Source organism: Amycolatopsis sp. NPDC088138 (assembly GCF_044741685.1).
Classification (GTDB): domain Bacteria; phylum Actinomycetota; class Actinomycetes; order Mycobacteriales; family Pseudonocardiaceae; genus Amycolatopsis.
This window is the reverse complement of the sequence record NZ_JBIUTB010000002.1, coordinates 639,865-659,128: the sequence shown is the minus strand read 5'-3', so window position 1 is coordinate 659,128 and position 19,264 is coordinate 639,865. Positions and strand designations below refer to the sequence as shown.

Here is a 19,264-nt window from a genome sequence, read left to right as displayed (position 1 = left end):
ACGGCCACGCTCGGCCGACGTCGCCGGACTCTCCCGGCGTCGTCCGAACGGCGTACGGCCTCCGTCACTGTCGCAACGGCCGGAAATACGGGACAATGACAAGTGGGCCGACGGGGTCCGTTCTCCCTGCGAGAGGGGAATCGCGATGCAGTCTGCACGCTCCGGCAGGGAAGCGGGAATCGAATCCGCGGTCCTCGATCTCGGCGGTGTCCCGCTCTCGGAGCTGCGCACCCTCGACGGCAGCGAATTGCGCAAAGCATTGCGGCACGTGGCGGAGAGGGTTTCCTATATCCCGGTGACGGCGAGTGGCAGCCAAGGCGCCAAGCGAGTCGACTGACCGTGACCGCTGACGAACTGATCCCCCACCATCTGCCGTGGACCGATTTCGACGCATTCGCCCGGGGTGGCGGCGGTCCGGCCTTGGTGCGGCACCTTCGCGCGACCGAGCGGAGCCGGCGGCTGCTCCTGCTGCGGGGAATCATCGACCTGGCGGCCAAATCCCCCGAGGTTTCCGCCCCGCTCCCGTCTCCCGAGTGGGCGTGGGACCTGCTGGCCAGGATTCAGCACCAGGCTCCTGCCGCGGTCGAAACGATTCTCGCCCATCCGTACACCGGGACCTGGGCGGGTTACACCACCCGGTTGTGCCGCCAGGACGTGACCGGCGTCTGCCCGTTCTGGGTCCACCTCGGCCACGTGCACTGTCTGGCCGCGGCCGCGGCCGTCCGAGCCGGGGCCGCCTTCGAGGCGGAACTCCCGATCTGGCAGGGAACTGTGTCGCTGCCGACGCTCGGCATGGTCCGGCTGCGTACCGGCGAACCGTTCGGGGTGACGCGAGTGTCCGCCGGAGCCGACGGGATCGTCGTACGGAACCGGCAGGTCGAGGTCCGGCTACCGGACGACCTGAGTGTAGAAACCGCGGGCTGGCAGCCCATCCGCCGGATCACGAGCTGGCACGGTGACCAGAGGCTCTCGATCAGGCTCGACGACCTCGACCCCTATCGCGGCCTTTACGAACCGATTCCGCCTAAACGGCTCACCGCGCTGGAGGTCGAATCGTGGCGCACCGTCGTCGGCAACGCCTGGCATCTGCTCGCCACAAACCTGCCTGACCTGGCTGATGCGCTGTCGGCCGGCCTCGAATCAGTCGTGCCTGCCCCGGCCGTCGCCTTCCGGCTGCCCAGCGCGTCCACCGGCGAAGCGTTCGGCAGCGCGATCGTGGCGTACAGCGGCGATTCCGAGCAGCTCGCCGCCGCGCTCGTCCACGAGTTCCAGCACATCCGGCTCGGCGGTGTCCAGCACCTGGCCACCTTGCACACCGACGACCCCCGCGAGCGGCTGTACGCACCTTGGCGAGACGATCCGCGGCCGATCGGTGGTGTGCTGCACGGGATTTACGCGTTCTTCGGCGTGACGGCCTTTTGGCGGGCGCTGGCCGCGGCCGAACCGGACAACGCACTGGCGTCGTTCGAGTTCGCGCTGTGGCGGAGCGCCACCTGGCGCACCCTGCGGGCCGTGCGCGGCGACGAATGCCTGACCTCGCCCGGGCACCGGTTCCTTGACAGGATCGCGACCGAAATCGAGCCCTGGCAGGAGGAGCCGGTCGCGACCGGACCCGCTGCTTGGGCGGCGACCTCCGCGCTCGACCACTACGCGACCTGGCGCCTTCGGCACCTGCGCCCGGACCCCGGCACCGTTTCGGCACTCGCCGAGGCGTGGGCCCACGGCAACTCGTGGCCCAAACTCGGCCGGCTACCGGAACCGCGGACACCGACACCGGTGCCGGACGGCGGCTGGACCGACGCCCGGACCGACTTGATCCGGCTTCGGCTGGGCCGGGACGACACCGCGCTGGCCGAACGCGGGCCCCAGGTTCCCGGCGCGACCGACGCCGATCTGGCGTTGATCAGGGGAGCCAACGAGTCGGCGGCGGACGGCTACCGACACCTGCTGGTGGTCGATCCGGGGCTGCCGACCGCGATCGTCGGTCTTGGTCTGGCCCTCGCGGCACGCGGCACCGGTCCGGCGGCACGAGCGTTGCTGCACCGCCCGGAACTGGTCCGGGCGGTGCACCGAGTACTCCGCGCGAATGCGGACACCCCCGACATCGAAACCGTCGCCGGGTGGATCGGCCGGTTCACCCACTGAACAGGGTTACAGCGGCATCGGGTCGATGTCACAGTCGGCGCGAACACCGCGCGACGCCGCCACCGTGCCGGGGTGGGTCTCACCCAGGACGTGGCGATAGCGGCTCATGACGTCCTTGTACAGCTCATCCGCCTTCTCCACCTGCCCCAGAGTTCTGAGGTCGAGAGAGTAGTTGAGCTGGACCGCCAGTGTTGTCGGGTGGTTTTCGCCGAGGACCCGACGTGAGCGCTCGAGCAGTTCCGCATCACGCTCTGCTGCTTCTTCGACGCGATCCAACGCCGCGAGATCGCTCGCGACGTCGATCGCACACACGATCGTGTGCGGGTGATCCTCGCCCAACTGCGCCCTGAACTCCTCGAGCGAACGTTCGTCCAGGACCCGCGCATTCGAGGGGTCTCCGGATAATCGCATGGTCACACCGAGGTCGAGCGCTGCCGAGAGCGTGTGCGGGTGCTTCTCTCCCAGACTTTCGCGGTAGAGGTCGAAGACCTCCTCGCCCAGCTCACGGGCCCGCGTGAACTCGTGCGCGTGCCGTAAGTCGATTGAGTAGCCGAGCGCACAAGCCAGTGCGTTCGGGTGTTTGTCGCCGTACCGGATGCGGAACCGACGGAGAGCGTCCTCGGAGATCGAGCGAGCCGCGTCGTGGTCGCCGTCCTTCCGGCACGCGACCGCCAGGTGGTACTTGCGACGCAGGGTGTTGATGTTGTCCGTGCCGTAGGAGTGCTCGACCCGGTCGGTGATCTGCTGCTGCTCGATCCGCGCCCACGGGTACTCGCCCAGCTCACGCCGGGCGATCACCATCAAGACCTGTGTCGTGACGGTCGACGCGTTGTCGTAACCGAGGACTTCCACGCGCCGACCATACGTATCCTTGGCCAGTTCAAGCGCCTGCCGATATTCCCCTATCAAGAGCAGCGCCGTGACATAGTCGTTGCCGGCAACAAGTGTGATCGGGTCGTCGCTACCGAACAGGCCACGCGCCTTCACATAAATCTCTTCATTGCGCTGGGCGGCTTCCGCGAATTCACCCCTCGGCTTGAGGATGACCGCGTAGGTCAGGGCGGCGCCGAGCGTTTCTTCCCGGTCAGCACCGATCGACTCCCGATAGCGGTCATAGGTGAGCTTGCTGGTCTTCGCCGCGTCGGCGTAGCGCCCCACAGTCCATTGGAAGTAAGCCAATCGCTCGGTCGCCTGAAGCTCCTGCAACGGCGGATCTTCGATCGGCGCTTCGCCTCTGTTTTGCCGTTCAAGCCGATCCTGGCCCCACGCGTGCACCGCGCGTTCTGCGAGCGTGACTGCACCGTCGTGGTCACCCCAATGGAAGAGGAACATCGACAAATTGATGACCAGCTGGCGCACCCACTGATCCGTGCACTCGATGAGTTCAGCGTCGTAGATGTGCGGCAGCACCTCCTGGTAGCGCTGCCACTGCCTCGGCGACCCTGGGTCGTTCGGATCTAGGTTGGCCAGCAGCTGGTGCGCGCCGTGCCGCATATCGTTGCGGTGCTGCTCCGACATGCGGTTACGCAGGACCAGCTGGACGAGCCGGTGAAGGAGGATGGTATCGGTGCGGTGGTCGATCTTCGCGAGGCCGAACCGGTTGATGTCGCGAATGGCCCGGCTCAGCTTGATCGGATCACGCAACGCAGTGTCGAGTTCGGGTGACACCGTGAGCCCGCGAACGCCGGCGAACAAGCTCCGCGAGACCGGTTCGGGGGCGAAGAAAGCACAAACCTGCAGCAGCTGATGTGCCGCGGGGTTGCTGACGCTCAGCTGGTCGAACGACACGTTCCACGCCGCGGCGACCGAGGTTTCGGAGTCCTGCGGGTTCGAGGTCTCGAGAATCTCTGCGACCTTCTCGTCGAACAACTGCAGGTATTCCCCGGCCCTCATGCCGGTTTCGGCCAGCCAAGCCGCGGCTTGCTCGATCGCCAGCGGCAGGTCGCCCAGCTTCTCGGCGATGCGATCGGCGTCCGCGTCGTCGAGTTGGGGTCCGCGCCTGCTTAGCAGCATCTTGCTTTCGCTGCGTTCGAAGATGGCCACCTCGAGGGGCCGCGCCATTCCCGCCCAGTTCGGGTTGCGCGAGGTCACGAGGATGTCGCCGGTGCCGCCGACCGGGAAGAACGGGCGGACCACGTCCGGGTCTTCGGCCGAGTCGAAGACGAGCAGCCATCGTCGGTACGGTCGACCGAGGCGCAGTGCCTCCTTGACCGCGGGCACAGCGGTGATGGCCTCGTCGGCGCCAGGCAGGCGGAGGTGCTGAGCCAGTTCGGTGAGTGACGCGTGGATCTGGGTCGGCTGGGTGGCCTGGATCCACCAGACGATGTCGTAGTCCTGCAGGTGCCGGTAGATGTATTCGGTGGCCATCTGCGTCTTGCCGATGCCGCCCATGCCGTGCAGCGTGGCCGGTAGCACCGCCGTGGTTCCGGCGCCCAATCGTTCACTCAGCTGGGCGAGCAGCTCGCCGCGTCCGGTGAAATTCGGGTTGGGCGGGGGAATCGAGCCCCAGACCGGGGGAACCTCTTCACCCGAACGCCGTACCTGACGCGACGTCGACGCTCCGACGCTGGCCACCACGCTGGCTTGATCGGCGAGCTTTTCCCTGGTCTCCGGATGGCGTTCGGTCGGGTCCTGGTTCGCCACATCGGTGGCTGCGGGTTCGCTGGGGATACTCGGCCCCTTGAGTTCCTGCGACATCGTGTCACTCACCGCCGGGATGCTAGCAGCGCTAAAGTCCACAGCGGAACCACGCAAACCGGGTGAACTCGGGGAACCGCCCCTCTTGTCGATTCTAGCCAAACGATCCGCTCGCGATAAGTACGGACCCGACAACGCACTCATCACATCTCGCTCGAGCGCTATCTCCGCATGCGACGCCGTCGCGGGTTCCGGGTCTGGGGTCGAGTCCGGTTCGACCAGTGCCGCCTGCAGCCGGGCCAGTGTGGGGTTCTGTTCACCGTACTGGCGGGACGCCGCGCGGACCGCGTGCGCGGTGTCCGATCTCCGCGCGCCGCTGAGCAGCACTCTTCTGGTCTGGCCGGAGAATTCCCACGGGGTGTTGCGATCCCAGGGCTGCCGATCGCCCTCGTGGCGCAGCAGGCCGCTCGTGAACACCTCCACCAGGTGGTCCGGGCCTGACCCGGGCAGCATCTCCGCCTGCACCGCGGACGCGACGTCGAGGTCCACCGGAACGGCGGCGAGGAGCGTGGCCAGCCGGAACGCCGACGGCGAAGCCTGACTGTGAAAATCCCTCACTCGATCGTTTGAGTTCACCTCATTCTCACGCGAGACCGGAATTTCACTCGATTCGGTTACCGCTCCCGCCGGCCGGTCGCGAATCACCATGACGGAACATTTCCGCGGGACGTCCGCCCGGCCGGTGACGACCTCCGCCCACCTGCGAAACCACCGTTCTTCCAGTTCCAGTACCGGGACCGCGACGGAGTCCGCGGTCAGTTCCGCCTGGTCGAGTTCGTCGAGCAGGAAGTCGGTCAACCGGACGAGGTACGAGGCGTTGGGCCGCACCGGCCCCTTGGTCGTGATCTCGGCGTTCTGCGCGTCGACTCCGCCTCGGGCCCAAAGCCGCCGTGGCAGCAGGTGCACCACCGCGACCGGGACCTTGCGGCCCCATCGCGCCAGCAGTGGCTGCACGAGGTCCCGGTGCCAGGCGTCGCTGATGCCGTCGGTCAGCACGAGCATCAGCCGCCGGCCGGAGGAGTCGACCGGCTCGCCGGCGCCACGCGCCGGGCTGTCCGGCGTTCCGCCGCGCAGCACCGGCCCCAGGACCATGCCGCCCTCGGCACGCCCGGTCTTCCCCGTCTCCAGCAGGCGCACCTGGACCGAGCGGAAGATCCCGAGCCGCCGCTGGCACAGCGTGACGAACGCCGCGATGGTCGGGGCCCAGAGCGCCATCGACGGTGCCTGCTCGACCACCAGGGTCAGGTGCAGCCAGGGCCGGCGCGTCCGTTTCGTGACGGGGAAGAGCATCCCTGCTTCCGCGCTGAGGTCGACCGTGCGCTCCTCGTCGAGTTCGACGTCTTCCGGCTGGTCCGAAGGGACTTTCTTCTTGAACGACCGGAAGGCGCGGACGAGCTTCCCGATGTCGGGTAGCGGGGACGTCGCACCGGCCGACGGCGATTCTTCGCCGGCGTCGAGCAGGCCGCCCGCGCCCGTGGTCGCACGGGGGTGCCCGAGTTCGGTCAGGACGACCGGTGGCAGGTCGGGGGGCGGCAGGTGGTCATCGCCGCGCCCGGGTTCTTCCCTCGGGCTCATCGGTGGAGGATGCACCGTGGCGGTCTCTGGCGGCTCGGCCCGGGTTGGAGGCTCCGTCGGGGCAGGCGGCTCCGGCTCGTCGGCCGAGTTCGCCGCGATGGCGGCCATCAGCCACAGCCCGTCGGCGACCTCGTTCGCCGTCAGGTCGTGGTCTTCATGACCACCCGGGTTTTCCGGCATTTCAGTGCCCCTGCTGGTTCAGGTGCTGCCAGAGTGCTTCGACCAGGCCGGGCCAGCCCGGGTCGTCCGCCTGGTACGCCCCGGACGTCGCCAGGAAGATCGCGTCGAGCAGCTTGTCCGCGGGCAGTCCTCCGAGTGCCGCCCGCCGCGCGACGAAGTCCTCGATCAGCACCGCGCGGTGGTTCGGGTCGAGGGCGTGCGCGGCGACGATGGCGGCCAGCTTCGCCGGCCCGGGATCCTTCATCTCCAGGCGCAGGCACCGGCGCAGGAACGCGGGCGGGAAATCCCGTTCCCCGTTGCTGGTGATGATGACGACGGGGAACGCCGAACACCGGACGACCCCGTTCTCGATCTCCGCCGTGTAGCCGGGATCCGCCGTGAACACCTCGGCGACGGGCGAACGGCGGGCGTCCCGCGCGAGCTCCGGGATGAGGTACTCGCCGTCCTCGAAGATCGACAGCAGGTCGTGCGGCAGGTCGGACTCGGCCTTGTCCAGTTCGTCGACGAGCAGGACCCGCGGCAGCCGCCGCGGCAGGAACGCCGTCCCCAGTTCGCGCAGCCGGAAGAAGTCGCCGACGGGCCGATCCTCCGGATCGGAACCGCGGGCCTGCGACGCCTGCAGGCGGCCGATGGCGTCGTAGTCGTAGAGCCCGGACTTCAACGTGGTCTGCGAAGTGACCGACCAGCGGAGCACGCGCCCCAGCCGCAGCTCGCGGGAGATCCGGTAGGCCAGGGTGGACTTCCCGCTGCCGGGTTTCCCGGTCACCAGGAGCGGGCGGCGCAGGTACAACGCCGCGTTGACCATGTCGACTTCGGCGCGGTCGGCGTGCCCGGCGGTGAAGCTCAGTTCCACGCCCAGGCGCCGGTCGGTCTCGGCTTCGTCCTGCGGCACGTCGACGGCCGTCGGCTCGTCGTCCCGTCGGAAGTCGCGCCACGGCGGTGGCGGCGGCAGCCGATCGGCCAGGTGCGTGTCCTGCAGCGGATGACCGGTGCCCCGGTAGATCCACCAGTCGTGCGTGCTTTCAGGACGCTCGGTCGTGCTCATCGGCACCCCCTCCCGGAACCGGGCCGGTTCCGCCGTCGCCCAGAGGGAGCATCCGGCTCGGGTCGTCCCATAGCACCACCAGATCCCCTATGATGCCGCCATCCGGGGACGACGACCGATTTCGGAGCGCGTCGAGCCGGTGTTTCCGGGTCAGTGCCGGCAAATTCCCCAAATCGTCACTTCCGGCCAACCAGGTTACCACCTCGCGCACCACTTCCGAAGAGACCGTAGGGTGCCAAACGACGACCGGCAAGCCCGCTCGTAAAGCGGCGAAAAGCTCGTCCCGGCCGGGAATGGGGTTCGACGGCGGAGTCGCGGTCAGCACGGTCATGAGCCACCGCTCGTCGCTGAAAACCGCGTCGAGGTGTTGATGATCTTCGGTGTCGCCGGGTTCGCAGAAATACACTCGTTCGACGGATGGCTCCTGCGTCCAAGAAGCCCACCGCCGCCGCCAAACCCGGTGCGAACGCCGGGAGCTCATCCGTTCCAGTGAACGAATAACCGTCGGATAAGTCATGTACAACGGCTGCGGCCCGCCGAGCTCACGCTCCGTGCGCCAGGTGTGCACGGGAAGACCCAGCAAACCGCGCGGGAGCACGAACTCGATGGCGACTTCCGCTTCACTTTCCGACCACGCTTCTTCCGCCGCGGAGATCGTTTTCGCCACTTCGTCTTCGAGTTCCGCCGTCGTGGCCACGACGGTTTCCCCGCGCGGTGGTGGCCACTCGTCCGGATCGTCCTGCCGCCAGTGCGAGATCTCGTGCCGATCCGCGTCGACCGGGTCCGGGTTGATCATGATCGTCAGGTGCAGTCGTCCCGACCGCGATGGAATGACCTGCGAGCGAAGCTCGCGAAGTGCGCCTTCGAGCCGAAGCCGGTGAGCCTGTCCGTCAGACCACCTGCGCAGGTTCGCGGCCAGTTGTTCGTCGCATTCGGCCGAGATCAACTCGGCGAAGGCCACGACCGGTGGCAGCTCTCCGGGCGCGGCGTTGAAGTCCGCAAGGCCGGAGAACGCCTCCGCCGCGTCCGGGAAGAGCGGTGCCGGGAAGACGTGCCGGGCGGCACGGCGAACGGCGGCCCGGAGCCCGGGCGGCGCGAACCCCTGGAGTTGCTGCCGGAAGTGCTCCTGCTCCGATTCCGTTACCACATCGCGCAAGGGCAGGGAATCCACCAGATCGCGGAACTGGGTGCACTCCTTCGTCCCCGGGCGGAGGAATTCGAGCACGTCGGCCAGCGTCGGCAGGCCGTGGTCGAGCACGCTGCAGCCGTTGACGATCTCGATCAGCTGAGCGCGCGGGGCCAGCTGGTCCGGCACGGTGAAGGGATGGTCAAGAGTTCGCCGCAACTCCGCGACCATCAATGTGCGGATGGACTTGTCGTCGGCGAAACCCGCTACCACGAGGACGTCCACGAGTGCGCGGCGAATCGGGATACCGATGGAGGGCCGCCCTTGCCTTGCCGACACCGGCGTACCACCTCCCGCCCCCGCGAAGTGCCCCGAAGATCGCGAGTCTACCTATTCGGTGACGCCGGAAAAGGGGCAAAAGCCGGACAACTGCTAACGAACTCAAATACCCGAACGGCTCGCGACCACCGCGGCCAGCTCTTCGACCTGCGGCGATCCCGGGTCGAGCAGCCGCACCGTGGCGAGCAGTTCCTCGAGACCGCCTTCGTACCGTTCGCAAGTGCGCGCGAGTTCGATCACGTGCAGCCGGTCTTCCGACTGGTGCGGAACCGCCGCCGCGATTTCCCGCCGGGGAACCATCCCCAGCAGGAGCCTGCGGCTTTCCGCGTTCCGCACGCAGGTGACCGCCAAGAGCGCTTCGACCAACGCCGCGAAGGACTCCGGCCGGCCACCCGGGTCGAGACGCGGGCGCGGTACCGGCACCACGGCTTCGACCGGCGGGGCACCCAAAAGGCGTAACCACGCCGTCGTCGTGGTTTCCTTCACCACCACCGGAATCCGCCGGTACTCGTCGGGGGCCGCGGCCGGGTCCTCGGTCACGACGTCGTGGTAGAACGTGTCGGCGGCGATCAGGGCGAGTTCCGCACCCGTGGCTTTCTGCAGGGCCTTCGCCGCGGGCGCGTCCAGCAGCCGGAACGTGAAGCTCACGGCCTTGCTGACCGAGCCGTGGCCGCCCTGCCCCACCTCACCGGCGTTCAGCGCCAGCCGCAGGTGCATCCGCGCGGCTTCGGAGTGCACCGCGTTGTACCGGCGCAACTCCGCGTGCATCCGCTCCGGGAACTGCGCGACGAGGTCCGCCTTCGCGATCTCGGGCGGCAGCAGGATCATCGCGCCGTCGCCGGTGTTCTCGACGAAGCAGACGTCCCAGGGGATGCCGGTCTCGGCGAACGTGCCCTTGAGGACCGCCCACAGTCCCTCGTGCAGTTCGTGGAGGTGGGTCATCGTGCGCTTCGGGTCGTTGTAGCCGGCGATGTCCACGGCCATGATCGTCTTGTGCAGCGCGGCCGGATAGGAATGCACGGCCCACCTCCCCACGTCCCGGGCTCATTGTCCCAGACGTGTGCACGCTCGGCCATGTTCGCGCAGGGCGTTACACCGAAACGCCGACGTCGCAGGCGTGGGGCGGCCATAATTCGGCGTGCCAACGAGACGCCTGCACCTGGTGAGCGCGGATGAGGACCACCGCGTCTCGACCATCGAGCTCTTCTTCGACCTGGTCTTCGTCTACGCCATCACCCAGACCACTCAGCTGATGGCCGACCATCTCAGCCTGCTCGGGGTCGGGCAGGGGCTGGCCATGCTCGCTGTCCTGTGGTGGTGCTGGTGCTCCTACGCCTGGCTCGGGACGACCATCCACGTCGACCACGGGATCGCGCGGCTGGCGATGTTCGGGGCGATGGCCGTGATGTTCCTCGTCTCCCTCACCATTCCCGAGGCCTTCGTCGATCATCCCGGCGGGTTGTTCGCGCCTGTGTTGTTCGTTGCCTGCTACGCGCTCGTGCGGCTGCTGCACCTCGTCGCCTACCTGGGGGCCGCGCGGCATGATCCGGGGCTCAGGCGGGTGCTGCTTCGGATGTTCGTCGGGCTGTTGCCCAGTGTTGTGTTGCTCGCCGTGAGCACCACGCTGGACGGGCCGTGGCAGCTGGGACTGTGGGTCGTCGCGTTGCTCGCCGACTATCTCAACGTCTATCTCGCCGGGCCTGACGGCTGGCGGCTGAACTCGCCCGCGCACTTCGCCGAGCGGTTCGGGTTGATCGTGATCATCGCGCTCGGGGAGTCGATCGTGGCGATCGGGATCGGGATCGGGGCGCTGCCGATGTCGTGGCCGGTCGCGGGGGCGGCCGTGTGCGGGCTCGCGCTGGCCGCGGGGATGTGGTGGACCTACTTCGACGTCGTCGCGCGGGTGTCCGAGCACCGGCTGACGCGGGCGACCGGGCGTGAGCGCGCGAAGCTCGCCACCGACTCCTACACCTTCCTGCACCTGCCGTTGATCGCCGGGATCGTGCTGGTCGCCCTCGGGCTGAAGAAGGCTCTGCTGTACGTCGCCGACACCGAGCACCACGTCCCGGGCGAAGCGCTGCACGGCGTACCGGTCTGGACGCTGACCGGCGGGCTCGCGCTCTACCTGGTCGCGCTGAGCTCCCTGCGCAAGCGCAACCTCGGCAGCTGGAACCACCAGCGGCTGGTCTTGGCCGTTGTGGTGCTCGCCGTGACGCCGTTGCTGGAACACGTGCCCGCCGCCGTGCTGGTCCTCATCGTCGCCGTCGCGGTGCTCGGGCTGATCGCCTTCGAACGCCTCCAGTTCGCGGAATGGCGGAAGCAGGTGCACGCCGATCACTCGTAAGTGACCCTGCACTGGCGCCGCGCCGCATACCGGGTTAACCTACTCACGAGTAGGTAACGCGGATGGAGGGCCACAATGGCTGCGCCAAGGAAACGGGACGCGATGGGCTGGGGCCTGTCCGCGCTGACCCGGCTGGCCGGGAGCAAAGTCGTGGATCGGGCCGGGCTGCGCAAGCCCATCGAAGGCCTGGTCACCGCGGGGACGCGCAACGGCTTCCGCGCCGCGGGCGCGGCCACCCGGTCGTTCAAGTCGGTCCAGAGGCTGGGCAAGCCCGCCCGGCTCGCGCCGACGTCCGACACCGGGCTGTTCGACCTCACCCCGAGCGAGGACCAGCAGCTCATCGTCGAGACGGTGACGGAGTTCGCCGCCGAGCAGCTGCGCCCGGCCGCCGCGGACGCCGACGCCAAGCTCGAAGCCCCGGAAGGCCTGCTCAGCCGGGCCGCCGAGCTGGGCATCAGCCTGGTCGGCATCCCCGAGGAGCTGGGCGGTGTCGGCACCGAACGCTCGGTCGTCACCAACGCCCTGGTCGCCGAGGCCCTCGCGCACGGTGACCTCGGGCTCGCCGTGGCGGTGCTCGCGCCGTCCGCGGTCAGTACCGCGCTGGTCAGCTGGGGTGACGAGCAGCAGCAGGCGGACTACCTGCCGGCGTTCGTCGGCGAGAACGTGCCCGCCGCGGCGCTCGCGCTGCAGGAGCAGCGGGCGCTGTACGACCCGTTCAAGCCCGCGACGAAGGCGCGCCGCACACCCAAGGGCTACCAGCTCGACGGCGTGAAGTCGCTGGTCCCGCGCGCGGGGCAGGCGGAGCTGTTCATCGTCTCCGCCGACCTCGAAGGCCGCGGCCCGGCGCTGTTCCTCGTCGAGTCGTCGAACGCCGGGGTGACGATCGAGGCCGAGCCAGCGATGGGCCTGCGCGGCGCCGCGACCGGCAAGCTGCACCTCGAAAAGGTGGCGCTGCCCGCGGGCGCGCTGCTCGGCGGCGGCAAGCTGGACGTCTTCACCGAGCTCGTCCGGCTTTCGCGGCTGGGCTGGGCGGCGCTGGCCGCCGGTACCGCGAAGGCCGTCCTCGACTACGTCGTCCCCTACGTCAACGAGCGCGTCGCGTTCGGCGAACCGATCAGCCACCGGCAGGCCGTGGCGTTCTCCGTCGCCGACATCGCGATCGAGCTGGAGGGCCTGCGGCTGGTCACGCTGCGCGCCGCCGCGCGCGCCGAGCAGGGCAAGCCCTACGCCCGCGAGGTCGCGCTGGCCCGGAAGCTGGCCGTGGACAAGGGCATGCAGATCGGCAACGCGGGCGTGCAGCTGCTCGGCGGGCACGGCTTCGTCAAGGAGCACCCGGTCGAGCGCTGGTACCGGGACCTGCGCGCCATCGGCGTCATGGAAGGCGCCGTCCTTCTCTAGGCTTTCGCGAAAGGCGTTAACGATGATTAACTTGGAAGCTCCCAAGAAGGCCGGCGCGCTGATCAACCAGGCGTACCAGGCCGCGGCCGAGGTGTTCCGGCCGATCTCGCGCAAGTACGACCGCGCGGAGCACACCTACCCGGCCGAGCTGGACATGTTCGCGGCGCTGCTGGACGGCCTCAACTCCTCCGGCGAGGGCGGCGCGGGCGCGGCGGGCGTCCGCCGGTCCAAGGACGAGAAGGAAAAGGGCAACCGCAACGGCGCCAACCTGAACGTCGTCCTCGGCACGATCGAGATGTGCTGGGGTGACGTCGGCCTGCTGCTGTCGATGCCGCGCCAGGGCCTCGGCAACGCGGCGATCGGCTCGGTCGCGACCGACGAGCAGCTCAAGCGGTTCTCCGGGCTGTGGGCGGCGATGGCGATCACCGAGCCGGGTTTCGGCTCGGACTCCGCGGCGGTCACCACGACCGCCCGGCTGGACGGCGACGACTACATCATCAACGGCGAGAAGATCTTCGTGACGTCCGGCGAACGCGCGGACGCGGTCGTGGTGTGGGCGACGCTGGACAAGACGAAGGGCCGCGCGGCGATCAAGTCGTTCGTGGTCGAGAAGGGCACGCCGGGCTTCGAGGTGGTGCGCGTCGAGCACAAGCTCGGCATCCGCGCGTCGGACACGGCGGTGCTGCGCTTCGAGAACTGCCGCGTGCCGGCGGAGAACCTCTTGGGCACGGCGGAGATCGACACCGCGAAGGGTTTCGCGGGCGTCATGCAGACGTTCGACAACACCCGCCCGCTGGTGGCGGCGATGGCGATCGGCGTCGCGCGGGCGGCGTTGGAGGAGACGCGCCGGATCCTGACCGAGGCGGGGGTCGTCATCGACTACGACCGCCCGGCGCACACCCAGCACGCGGCCGCGGCGGAGTTCCTTCGCCTGGAAGCGGACTACGAGTCGGCGTACCTGCTGACACTGGAGTCGGCGTGGATGGCGGACAACCGCAAGCCGAACTCGCTGCAGGCGTCGATGGCGAAGGCCAAGGCCGGGCGTTCGGTGGTGGACATCGCGCTGAAGTGCGTCGAGCTGACCGGCGCGTACGGCGAGGAGTCGTTGCTGGAGAAGTGGGCGCGGGACGCGAAGATCCTGGACATCTTCGAGGGGACGCAGCAGATCCAGCAGCTGATCGTGGCCCGTCGGGTGCTCGGGAAGACTTCCGCTCAGCTCAAGTAGTTGTGATGTAACGGAAAGCCGCCCGGTCGCTTGCCCTTCTCCGGGCTGTGCGACCGGGCGGCTTTCGCGTCGGCAGGGACGGTGTTTCATGATCAGGCCGCCTCCAGGCCGTCATCAAAGGCAGGCCGTCCGAACACCGCGTCCACGGCCTTCCGCGCCCGCTGGTGGCTCGACGGCACGAGGTGCGTGTACGTCCTGAGCGTGAAGCCCGGATCTGCGTGACCGAGGTAGTCGGCCAGCTCCGCGATCGAGACCGCACGAGCCAGGAGCGTCGACGCGTAGAAATGACGGAGCGCATGCATCCCGTCCGCGCGGCGTCGGTACTCGACCCCGGACGCCCGGAACGCTCCGTGCCAGACGACCTTGGTGAACAGGTCCCCGGAGTACAGCCGGCCACCTTCCCCGGTCATCAGCAGCCGCGCCGTCACCGGCTCTCCGTCGGCACTCTGCCAGGGCAGCGTGACGGCCACGGACGGGAACCGGTCCTCGTGGCCGTCGATCTCCGCCAGCATGGCGACCGACAGCGGGATGGTCCGCTCCTTGGCCCGCTTGGGTAGCGCGAACATCATCACGCCCTTGACTGTCTTGATTTGACGACGAATCCGCACAGTCATCGCCGTCCTGTCGACGTCGTCGGGCGAGAAACCCAGAATCTCACCCTGCCGCAGTCCGAAGCCGGCACCGAGCGGAACGGCGATCTTGAACCGATCCGCCAGACCCGACCGCACGGCCTGAATACGTTCCTCCGGCCACACGACGACCGGTGGGCTACTCGCAACCGGCCGCCGCACGGTCTTCGCATGGCACGGGTTCTCACGAATCCGGCGGTCGTCCACGGCCGAGTCCATCACTCCGGAGACGGTGTTGAACAAGACCGCCTGATAGTTGTCCGAGAGCTTCCTCTCGTCCATCGAGCCGACCCAATCACGAATGGTCGACGGTTTGATCTGCCCGAGCTTCTTGGTCTCGAAGGCCGGGTACAGCTGGCTTTCGAGTCTGCTGAGCAGGGTCGACCTCGTGCCCGGGTCCGGAGACTGGCCTTTCAGCCAATTCTCTGCCTGTTGCCGGAACGTCGTCGAGGAGGCTCGCGGGTCGATGTACTTGTCTTCACGCTTGTCCGACTCGACGCCGATGAGGAAGTCCTCGGCGCGCTTCTTCTGCTTGTCCGCGAACTACTTCGAGCGTTCGTTGTTGTCCGGGTCGAGGTACCGAACCTTGTACCGCAGCCCGATGCCGTACAGCTCGGACCGTTCCATCACGGGCTTGCCCCGCGCGTTGAGGATGACGTTCCCGGTCACCGCATCCCGCGCGGGGCGAAACCAGCGGTCCTGAATGTGTCCCATCAGGCCGCTCCGCGTCGACCCAGGCCCGCAGCTTGGCCGGGTCATAGCGCAGGTGCCGGCCGATCTTCTTGACCGGCGGCCCCTCGCCGCGCCATTTCCACTGGTAGAGCGTCTTCACCGGGACGCCGAGGTAGTCCGAGACGTCCTCGACGGTCCAGAGGCGTTCGATGCTGTGGACGTTGTTCACGTGTTCCCCCTCTTATGCCGCGAGTCCGGTTGCCGAAGTTTCTGGAGGTCTCTCTCCTGCGAGTAGCGCCCGGTCGTACTCGGCCTTCCACGTGATCCGCTCCGCGATTGCACGCATCACCAGGTGGGGGCGGGGCGGGACCTGTGGGTCTCCGGGTTCGACCTTCCGCCAGACCTGCTGTGACCGGTCGATCTCCGGCTTCTCGATCCCCACTGCCGCGAGCGCTTGCAGCACGAACGCTCGCCGGTCCGCCTTGTGATCGACCAGCGTCTTACCCGACCACCTCCGCGAGACCAGGACGCGACGGCCGGGCAGCCCGAGCGTCGTCCGGCGGTGAGCCCGGCCCTTGCAGTGCCCCGGGGTGGTCTTGCCCGTGACGCCCTTGGGCTGGACGCCATAGAGCAGCCAGACCGCGCAGCGCGGCGAACACGGCGTGACCGATAGCTCGGCATGCAATCGGTCGTGATGATCGGCCTGAGCCGCGCTGTCGGCCTCGACCACCTCTCCGGTGGATTTGGTGAGGTACTTGGTCAGGTAGCCGATGTGACGGCCGGCCTCTTCGGTGCCGCCGAGGATGCCCTTCGAGTGGACTTGCCGCCCGAACGTGACGACATGCGCCGGGTGCTCGACCGCCCCCACCGCGTCATCCCACCGGCTCAACGGCTCGCGCGTCTCCGGGTCGACAAACCCCGCTTCCGGGCCGTCCCAGACCGGCAGGCGATCGGCGTAGACGATTTCGTCATGCGCTGGCCACCACACCTGGTGATAGGTGGCTTCGGTGACCTGGCGGATCACATCGTGCGGCACTGAGCCCCGGATAGCAGCGTGCAGGTGCGGAGCGGCCCGACGCTGGGGCTCGACGGTGGCGAAGTACTGCGCGTCCCAGCCGACGACCCTCCGCAGGTTCTGCCACCACCGATCCACCAGAGCCGAGAAGTGCACCGCATCCCGAGCCGCGCGCCGGTAGTCATATCGACTTGGGTCGACCGGCGAGCCGTCACCACGGACCGGCCCATAGCTGTCGCAGGTCAGCGTCACAAACATCGACGGCCGGAACTTCCCTGCGTACTCCCGGCCCACGGTGGTCTTCGCGACCTTCCGCCGAGGTAGGTTCGGTGCGTCCTGCCGACGCTTGGTCGACCGCTTCACCGCCCGCTTGATCGGCAGGTCCAGAGCGGGCAGGCGACCGCGCGTCCCGAGTTGCCGAAGTTCCGCATCAACCCCGGCGACCTCCTCCCGCAGTTCCTCCGCCTCCGCCTGGTCATGCTCGACCACCTCCCGGTAGGCCGCGACCAGGTCGGCGCGGTAGGTCAGCAGCTCTTTGTGGTCCTCCGACGGCGGCTCGGCGGTGAGGGTGGGTTCTTCGGTCATATGCCAGCCTTCGCGGCATTGGGCCTGCCGAAGGGCTTTCGCCTTTCGAGCGCAGGGCAGGCAGACCGATTCCACTGTGGAGCCGCACGGGACCGGGACGTAACGGAGTTCGCCCGTCTCCGTGTCGCCCACTTCCATCGTGAACGGGCGGACGCAGACGCCGTGCTTCTCCGCCGTCGCCCGGATGACGTCGGCCGCGAGCGGGGTTCGCATCCGTTCGGCGCGTGTCTCGCTCATCAGGCCGCCACCTCCCCAGGTGAGGACCAGCGACGCAGCAGATAGACGGGCATGTCCTGCTTTGCTCCGACCGGGAGGTCGGGGAAGGTGCTGGGCTCGAACCGCACCACGCCGAACACCAGGACGGGGATGCCGCAGGGTGTCCGACCGGTGATCGAGATGTGCACCCACTTCCCGTCGACCAGCCGCCACAGCCGTGCCGACACGTCCTCGAGCGTCTGGGTCCACACCAGCAACGCCCGCGCGACCTCCGGTAGGCCATCGACGTCCAGCTGAACGGCGATCGGGCTGGACCACGCGTTGACATCCACCGACGCGGCCGGCGGCAGCTGGTAAGAGTCGAGGTGGTCGCGGATGGCGTCGAGGAAGATCATCAGCCGGTTCACGCGGCCAGCCCCTCACCGCCGTGTCGCAGATCCGCGACACCGCCGTTGGTTACGTACTGCTCCAGAGCCTTGACCGTGCCGTCAGAGACCCAGCCAGCCCGGACGCGCAGTGGCTCACGGATGCCTTCACCCCACACGTAGCCCACACCGGCCTCCGCGTCACCGATGCGGTTCGCCCACGCCCCGCGCTCGTACGCCCCGTCGCCGAGCACCATCCCGACGTGTGTCTTGGAGGTCACGCGCAGGCACACCCGCCGGGTGAACAGCTCCCGGACCGGGACGGTGTCCTTCGTCGGTTCCTGGACGTAGCCACGGACCGAGATCCCCAACGCCCGACCTTGTGTTGTCAGGAGCGCGACTCGCTCCACAATGGCCTCACGCGTCTTGCGGTCGGTGTACTTCGTGAGTGCCCCGATCTCGTCGAACTCCAGCAGCTCCAACGGAAACTCCGTCGACACCGGGATCGTGCGCAGCCGACCGGCGAACGCGCGCTTGCGGGATTCCATCTCCTCCACCAGGCCGTCGAGCAGCTCGACCGCGTCCTTGCCGCCGACGGCGTAGCGGGTGAAGATGCCGCGCCCGTAGGCGAGTTCCATGCCTTTGGGGTCGATGCCGGACATGCGCACCATCCCGGCTCGGATCGCCGAGGCGGCCGCGACCAGCGGGCACCACATGACGCTGTTCTTGCCCGCGCCCGAGGCGCCGGCGGTCAGGCAGTGCGCGCCCGAGCCGAACAGCGGCACCCGCCAGTCACGGCCGTACTCAGTCCGCCCGGCCCAGACGTTGCGCAGGTCCACGCCGGTCGAGTCGACGCCGTCCGGGACCTGCGGGCCGGCGACACCGCCGCCGAGCAGGTCACGCCGTTGGAAGTCGATGGACACGACATTGGGGGCCAGTTCGCGGACCTGGCAGCGAGCGACCTTCCGCGCGACGGCCAGGGCACGGGCGGCGTCGTCGAAGTCCTCCGGCTTCTGCCCGGCCACGAGTTCCACCCGCACCTCGTCCCACGAAGCGCCGGACCGAACGCCGAGGACCTTGGGCAGCCGTGCGTTCGCCCGGTTCGACGTCGAGCGGGACAGCGCGCGTCGACGGCCGACGAGGTTCACGTTCACCACCACCGGCAGCGCCTCATCCCGCACCGAGAGACCGCAGGCATGCAGCCACTCCGGCAGCTTTCGCCCGTAGAGCGCCCACCGGGCCCACCACGAACGCAGGAACCGCCAACACCACTGATCGAACGAGACGGCGGCGATCGTCCACCACGTCACCAGGACCACCGCGATGCTGCCAACAACGATCGCCAGCGAGAGCCAGCCGAACAGCTCACACCACACGAACACCGCGATCACGGCGAAGCTGGTCCGCCACCGGGTCACGACCTGCGCAAGCATCCACACCACGGCCTTGCACAGCCACCACAGCGCCACGAACACCACAGCCGCTGCAGCCAGACCTTCGACAACCGAAGCCAGGGCACGGCCGATCTTGTGCAGGACCCATACGCCGAGCCCCAGCCCAGCCAGAGCTACTACCGCGAAGCCGGGAGACATCACCGACCACCCCGCTTCACGTCGAGGTCCAGCGGCAGCATTCCCAAGCAGGGAGCGCATTGGGTCTCGCCGGGAAGGAGTTTGGCGAAGCGTTTGCAGGAGGCGCAGCGCGTTCG

Annotated in this window: 14 protein-coding genes and 1 pseudogene; 5 read left to right on the top strand and 10 right to left on the bottom strand. The window is 68.4% G+C overall.

Features of this window, described 5'->3' with window-relative positions:
- The first annotated feature begins 145 nt into the window (after window positions 1–145).
- Window positions 146–337, top strand: coding sequence for a hypothetical protein (locus ACIOD2_RS10595; protein WP_400536536.1), 192 nt, complete (start codon window positions 146–148; stop codon window positions 335–337).
- 2 nt (window positions 338–339) lie between these two features.
- Window positions 340–2,145: an aKG-HExxH-type peptide beta-hydroxylase gene (locus ACIOD2_RS10590; protein WP_400536535.1), complete on the top strand. Its 1,806-nt coding sequence runs from the start codon at window positions 340–342 to the stop codon at window positions 2,143–2,145.
- A 6-nt stretch (window positions 2,146–2,151) separates the two neighbouring features.
- Here the strand turns inward: ACIOD2_RS10590 and fxsT are convergent, their stop codons facing one another.
- From fxsT to ACIOD2_RS10570, 4 genes are all read right to left on the bottom strand, one after another.
- On the bottom strand, window positions 2,152–6,597 hold the full coding sequence (gene fxsT, locus ACIOD2_RS10585; protein WP_400536534.1) for an FxSxx-COOH system tetratricopeptide repeat protein: 4,446 nt from the start codon (window positions 6,595–6,597) through the stop codon (window positions 2,152–2,154).
- A gap of 1 nt (window position 6,598) precedes the next feature.
- Window positions 6,599–7,642, bottom strand: a complete 1,044-nt coding sequence (locus ACIOD2_RS10580; protein WP_400536533.1) for an AAA family ATPase — start codon at window positions 7,640–7,642, stop codon at window positions 6,599–6,601.
- The gene (locus tag ACIOD2_RS10575; protein ID WP_400536532.1) at window positions 7,620–9,053 is read right to left on the bottom strand and encodes a hypothetical protein; all 1,434 of its coding nucleotides are present in this window, start codon (window positions 9,051–9,053) and stop codon (window positions 7,620–7,622) included. The genes ACIOD2_RS10580 and ACIOD2_RS10575 overlap by 23 nt, the downstream gene beginning before the upstream one ends.
- 156 nt (window positions 9,054–9,209) lie before the next feature.
- A complete protein-coding gene (locus ACIOD2_RS10570; RefSeq protein ID WP_400536531.1) occupies window positions 9,210–10,127 on the bottom strand; it encodes a hypothetical protein in 918 nt (305 codons plus the stop codon).
- A gap of 118 nt (window positions 10,128–10,245) precedes the next feature.
- Between ACIOD2_RS10570 and ACIOD2_RS10565 the strand changes: the two genes are divergently transcribed.
- From ACIOD2_RS10565 to ACIOD2_RS10555, 3 genes are all read left to right on the top strand, one after another.
- Entirely contained in the window at window positions 10,246–11,451 is a 1,206-nt protein-coding gene (locus tag ACIOD2_RS10565) for a low temperature requirement protein A (RefSeq protein ID WP_400536530.1), read from the top strand.
- A 102-nt stretch (window positions 11,452–11,553) separates the two neighbouring features.
- Entirely contained in the window at window positions 11,554–12,849 is a 1,296-nt protein-coding gene (locus ACIOD2_RS10560; RefSeq protein ID WP_400537986.1) for an acyl-CoA dehydrogenase family protein, read from the top strand.
- A 22-nt stretch (window positions 12,850–12,871) separates the two neighbouring features.
- On the top strand, window positions 12,872–14,074 hold the full coding sequence (locus ACIOD2_RS10555) for an acyl-CoA dehydrogenase family protein (protein ID WP_400536529.1): 1,203 nt from the start codon (window positions 12,872–12,874) through the stop codon (window positions 14,072–14,074).
- 92 nt (window positions 14,075–14,166) lie between these two features.
- Here ACIOD2_RS10555 and ACIOD2_RS10550 read toward each other — a convergent pair whose 3' ends face one another.
- From ACIOD2_RS10550 to ACIOD2_RS10525, 6 genes and pseudogenes are all read right to left on the bottom strand, one after another.
- A complete protein-coding gene (locus tag ACIOD2_RS10550) occupies window positions 14,167–14,985 on the bottom strand; it encodes a tyrosine-type recombinase/integrase (protein WP_400536528.1) in 819 nt (272 codons plus the stop codon).
- 261 nt (window positions 14,986–15,246) lie between these two features.
- Window positions 15,247–15,417 (bottom strand): hypothetical protein, encoded by a 171-nt coding sequence (locus tag ACIOD2_RS10545; RefSeq protein ID WP_400538062.1) that lies wholly within the window; start codon window positions 15,415–15,417, stop codon window positions 15,247–15,249.
- 10 nt (window positions 15,418–15,427) lie between these two features.
- Window positions 15,428–15,604, bottom strand: a pseudogene (locus ACIOD2_RS10540) (helix-turn-helix domain-containing protein); the annotation flags it as partial.
- A 12-nt stretch (window positions 15,605–15,616) separates the two neighbouring features.
- Complete coding sequence (locus tag ACIOD2_RS10535; RefSeq protein ID WP_400536527.1) at window positions 15,617–17,212, bottom strand: replication initiator; 1,596 nt, start codon at window positions 17,210–17,212, stop codon at window positions 15,617–15,619.
- The gene (locus ACIOD2_RS10530; RefSeq protein WP_400536526.1) at window positions 17,212–17,598 is read right to left on the bottom strand and encodes a hypothetical protein; all 387 of its coding nucleotides are present in this window, start codon (window positions 17,596–17,598) and stop codon (window positions 17,212–17,214) included. Before ACIOD2_RS10530 ends, ACIOD2_RS10535 begins: the two co-directional genes overlap by 1 nt.
- Window positions 17,595–19,148 (bottom strand): FtsK/SpoIIIE domain-containing protein, encoded by a 1,554-nt coding sequence (locus ACIOD2_RS10525; protein WP_400536525.1) that lies wholly within the window; start codon window positions 19,146–19,148, stop codon window positions 17,595–17,597. Before ACIOD2_RS10525 ends, ACIOD2_RS10530 begins: the two co-directional genes overlap by 4 nt.
- Between the last annotated feature and the right edge of the window lie 116 nt (window positions 19,149–19,264).

Bases quoted from the DNA above. Each gene is read 5' to 3' on its own strand.
- ACIOD2_RS10595 (WP_400536536.1), top strand. From the start codon at position 146: ATGCAGTCTGCACGCTCCGGCAGGGAAGCGGGAATCGAATCCGCGGTC.
- fxsT (WP_400536534.1), bottom strand. From the start codon at position 6,597: ATGCCGGAAAACCCGGGTGGTCATGAAGACCACGACCTGACGGCGAAC.
- ACIOD2_RS10580 (WP_400536533.1), bottom strand. From the start codon at position 7,642: ATGAGCACGACCGAGCGTCCTGAAAGCACGCACGACTGGTGGATCTAC.
- ACIOD2_RS10560 (WP_400537986.1), top strand. From the start codon at position 11,554: ATGGGCTGGGGCCTGTCCGCGCTGACCCGGCTGGCCGGGAGCAAAGTC.
- ACIOD2_RS10555 (WP_400536529.1), top strand. From the start codon at position 12,872: ATGATTAACTTGGAAGCTCCCAAGAAGGCCGGCGCGCTGATCAACCAG.
- ACIOD2_RS10550 (WP_400536528.1), bottom strand. From the start codon at position 14,985: ATGGACGAGAGGAAGCTCTCGGACAACTATCAGGCGGTCTTGTTCAAC.
- ACIOD2_RS10545 (WP_400538062.1), bottom strand. From the start codon at position 15,417: ATGGGACACATTCAGGACCGCTGGTTTCGCCCCGCGCGGGATGCGGTG.
- ACIOD2_RS10535 (WP_400536527.1), bottom strand. From the start codon at position 17,212: ATGAGCGAGACACGCGCCGAACGGATGCGAACCCCGCTCGCGGCCGAC.
- ACIOD2_RS10525 (WP_400536525.1), bottom strand. From the start codon at position 19,148: ATGTCTCCCGGCTTCGCGGTAGTAGCTCTGGCTGGGCTGGGGCTCGGC.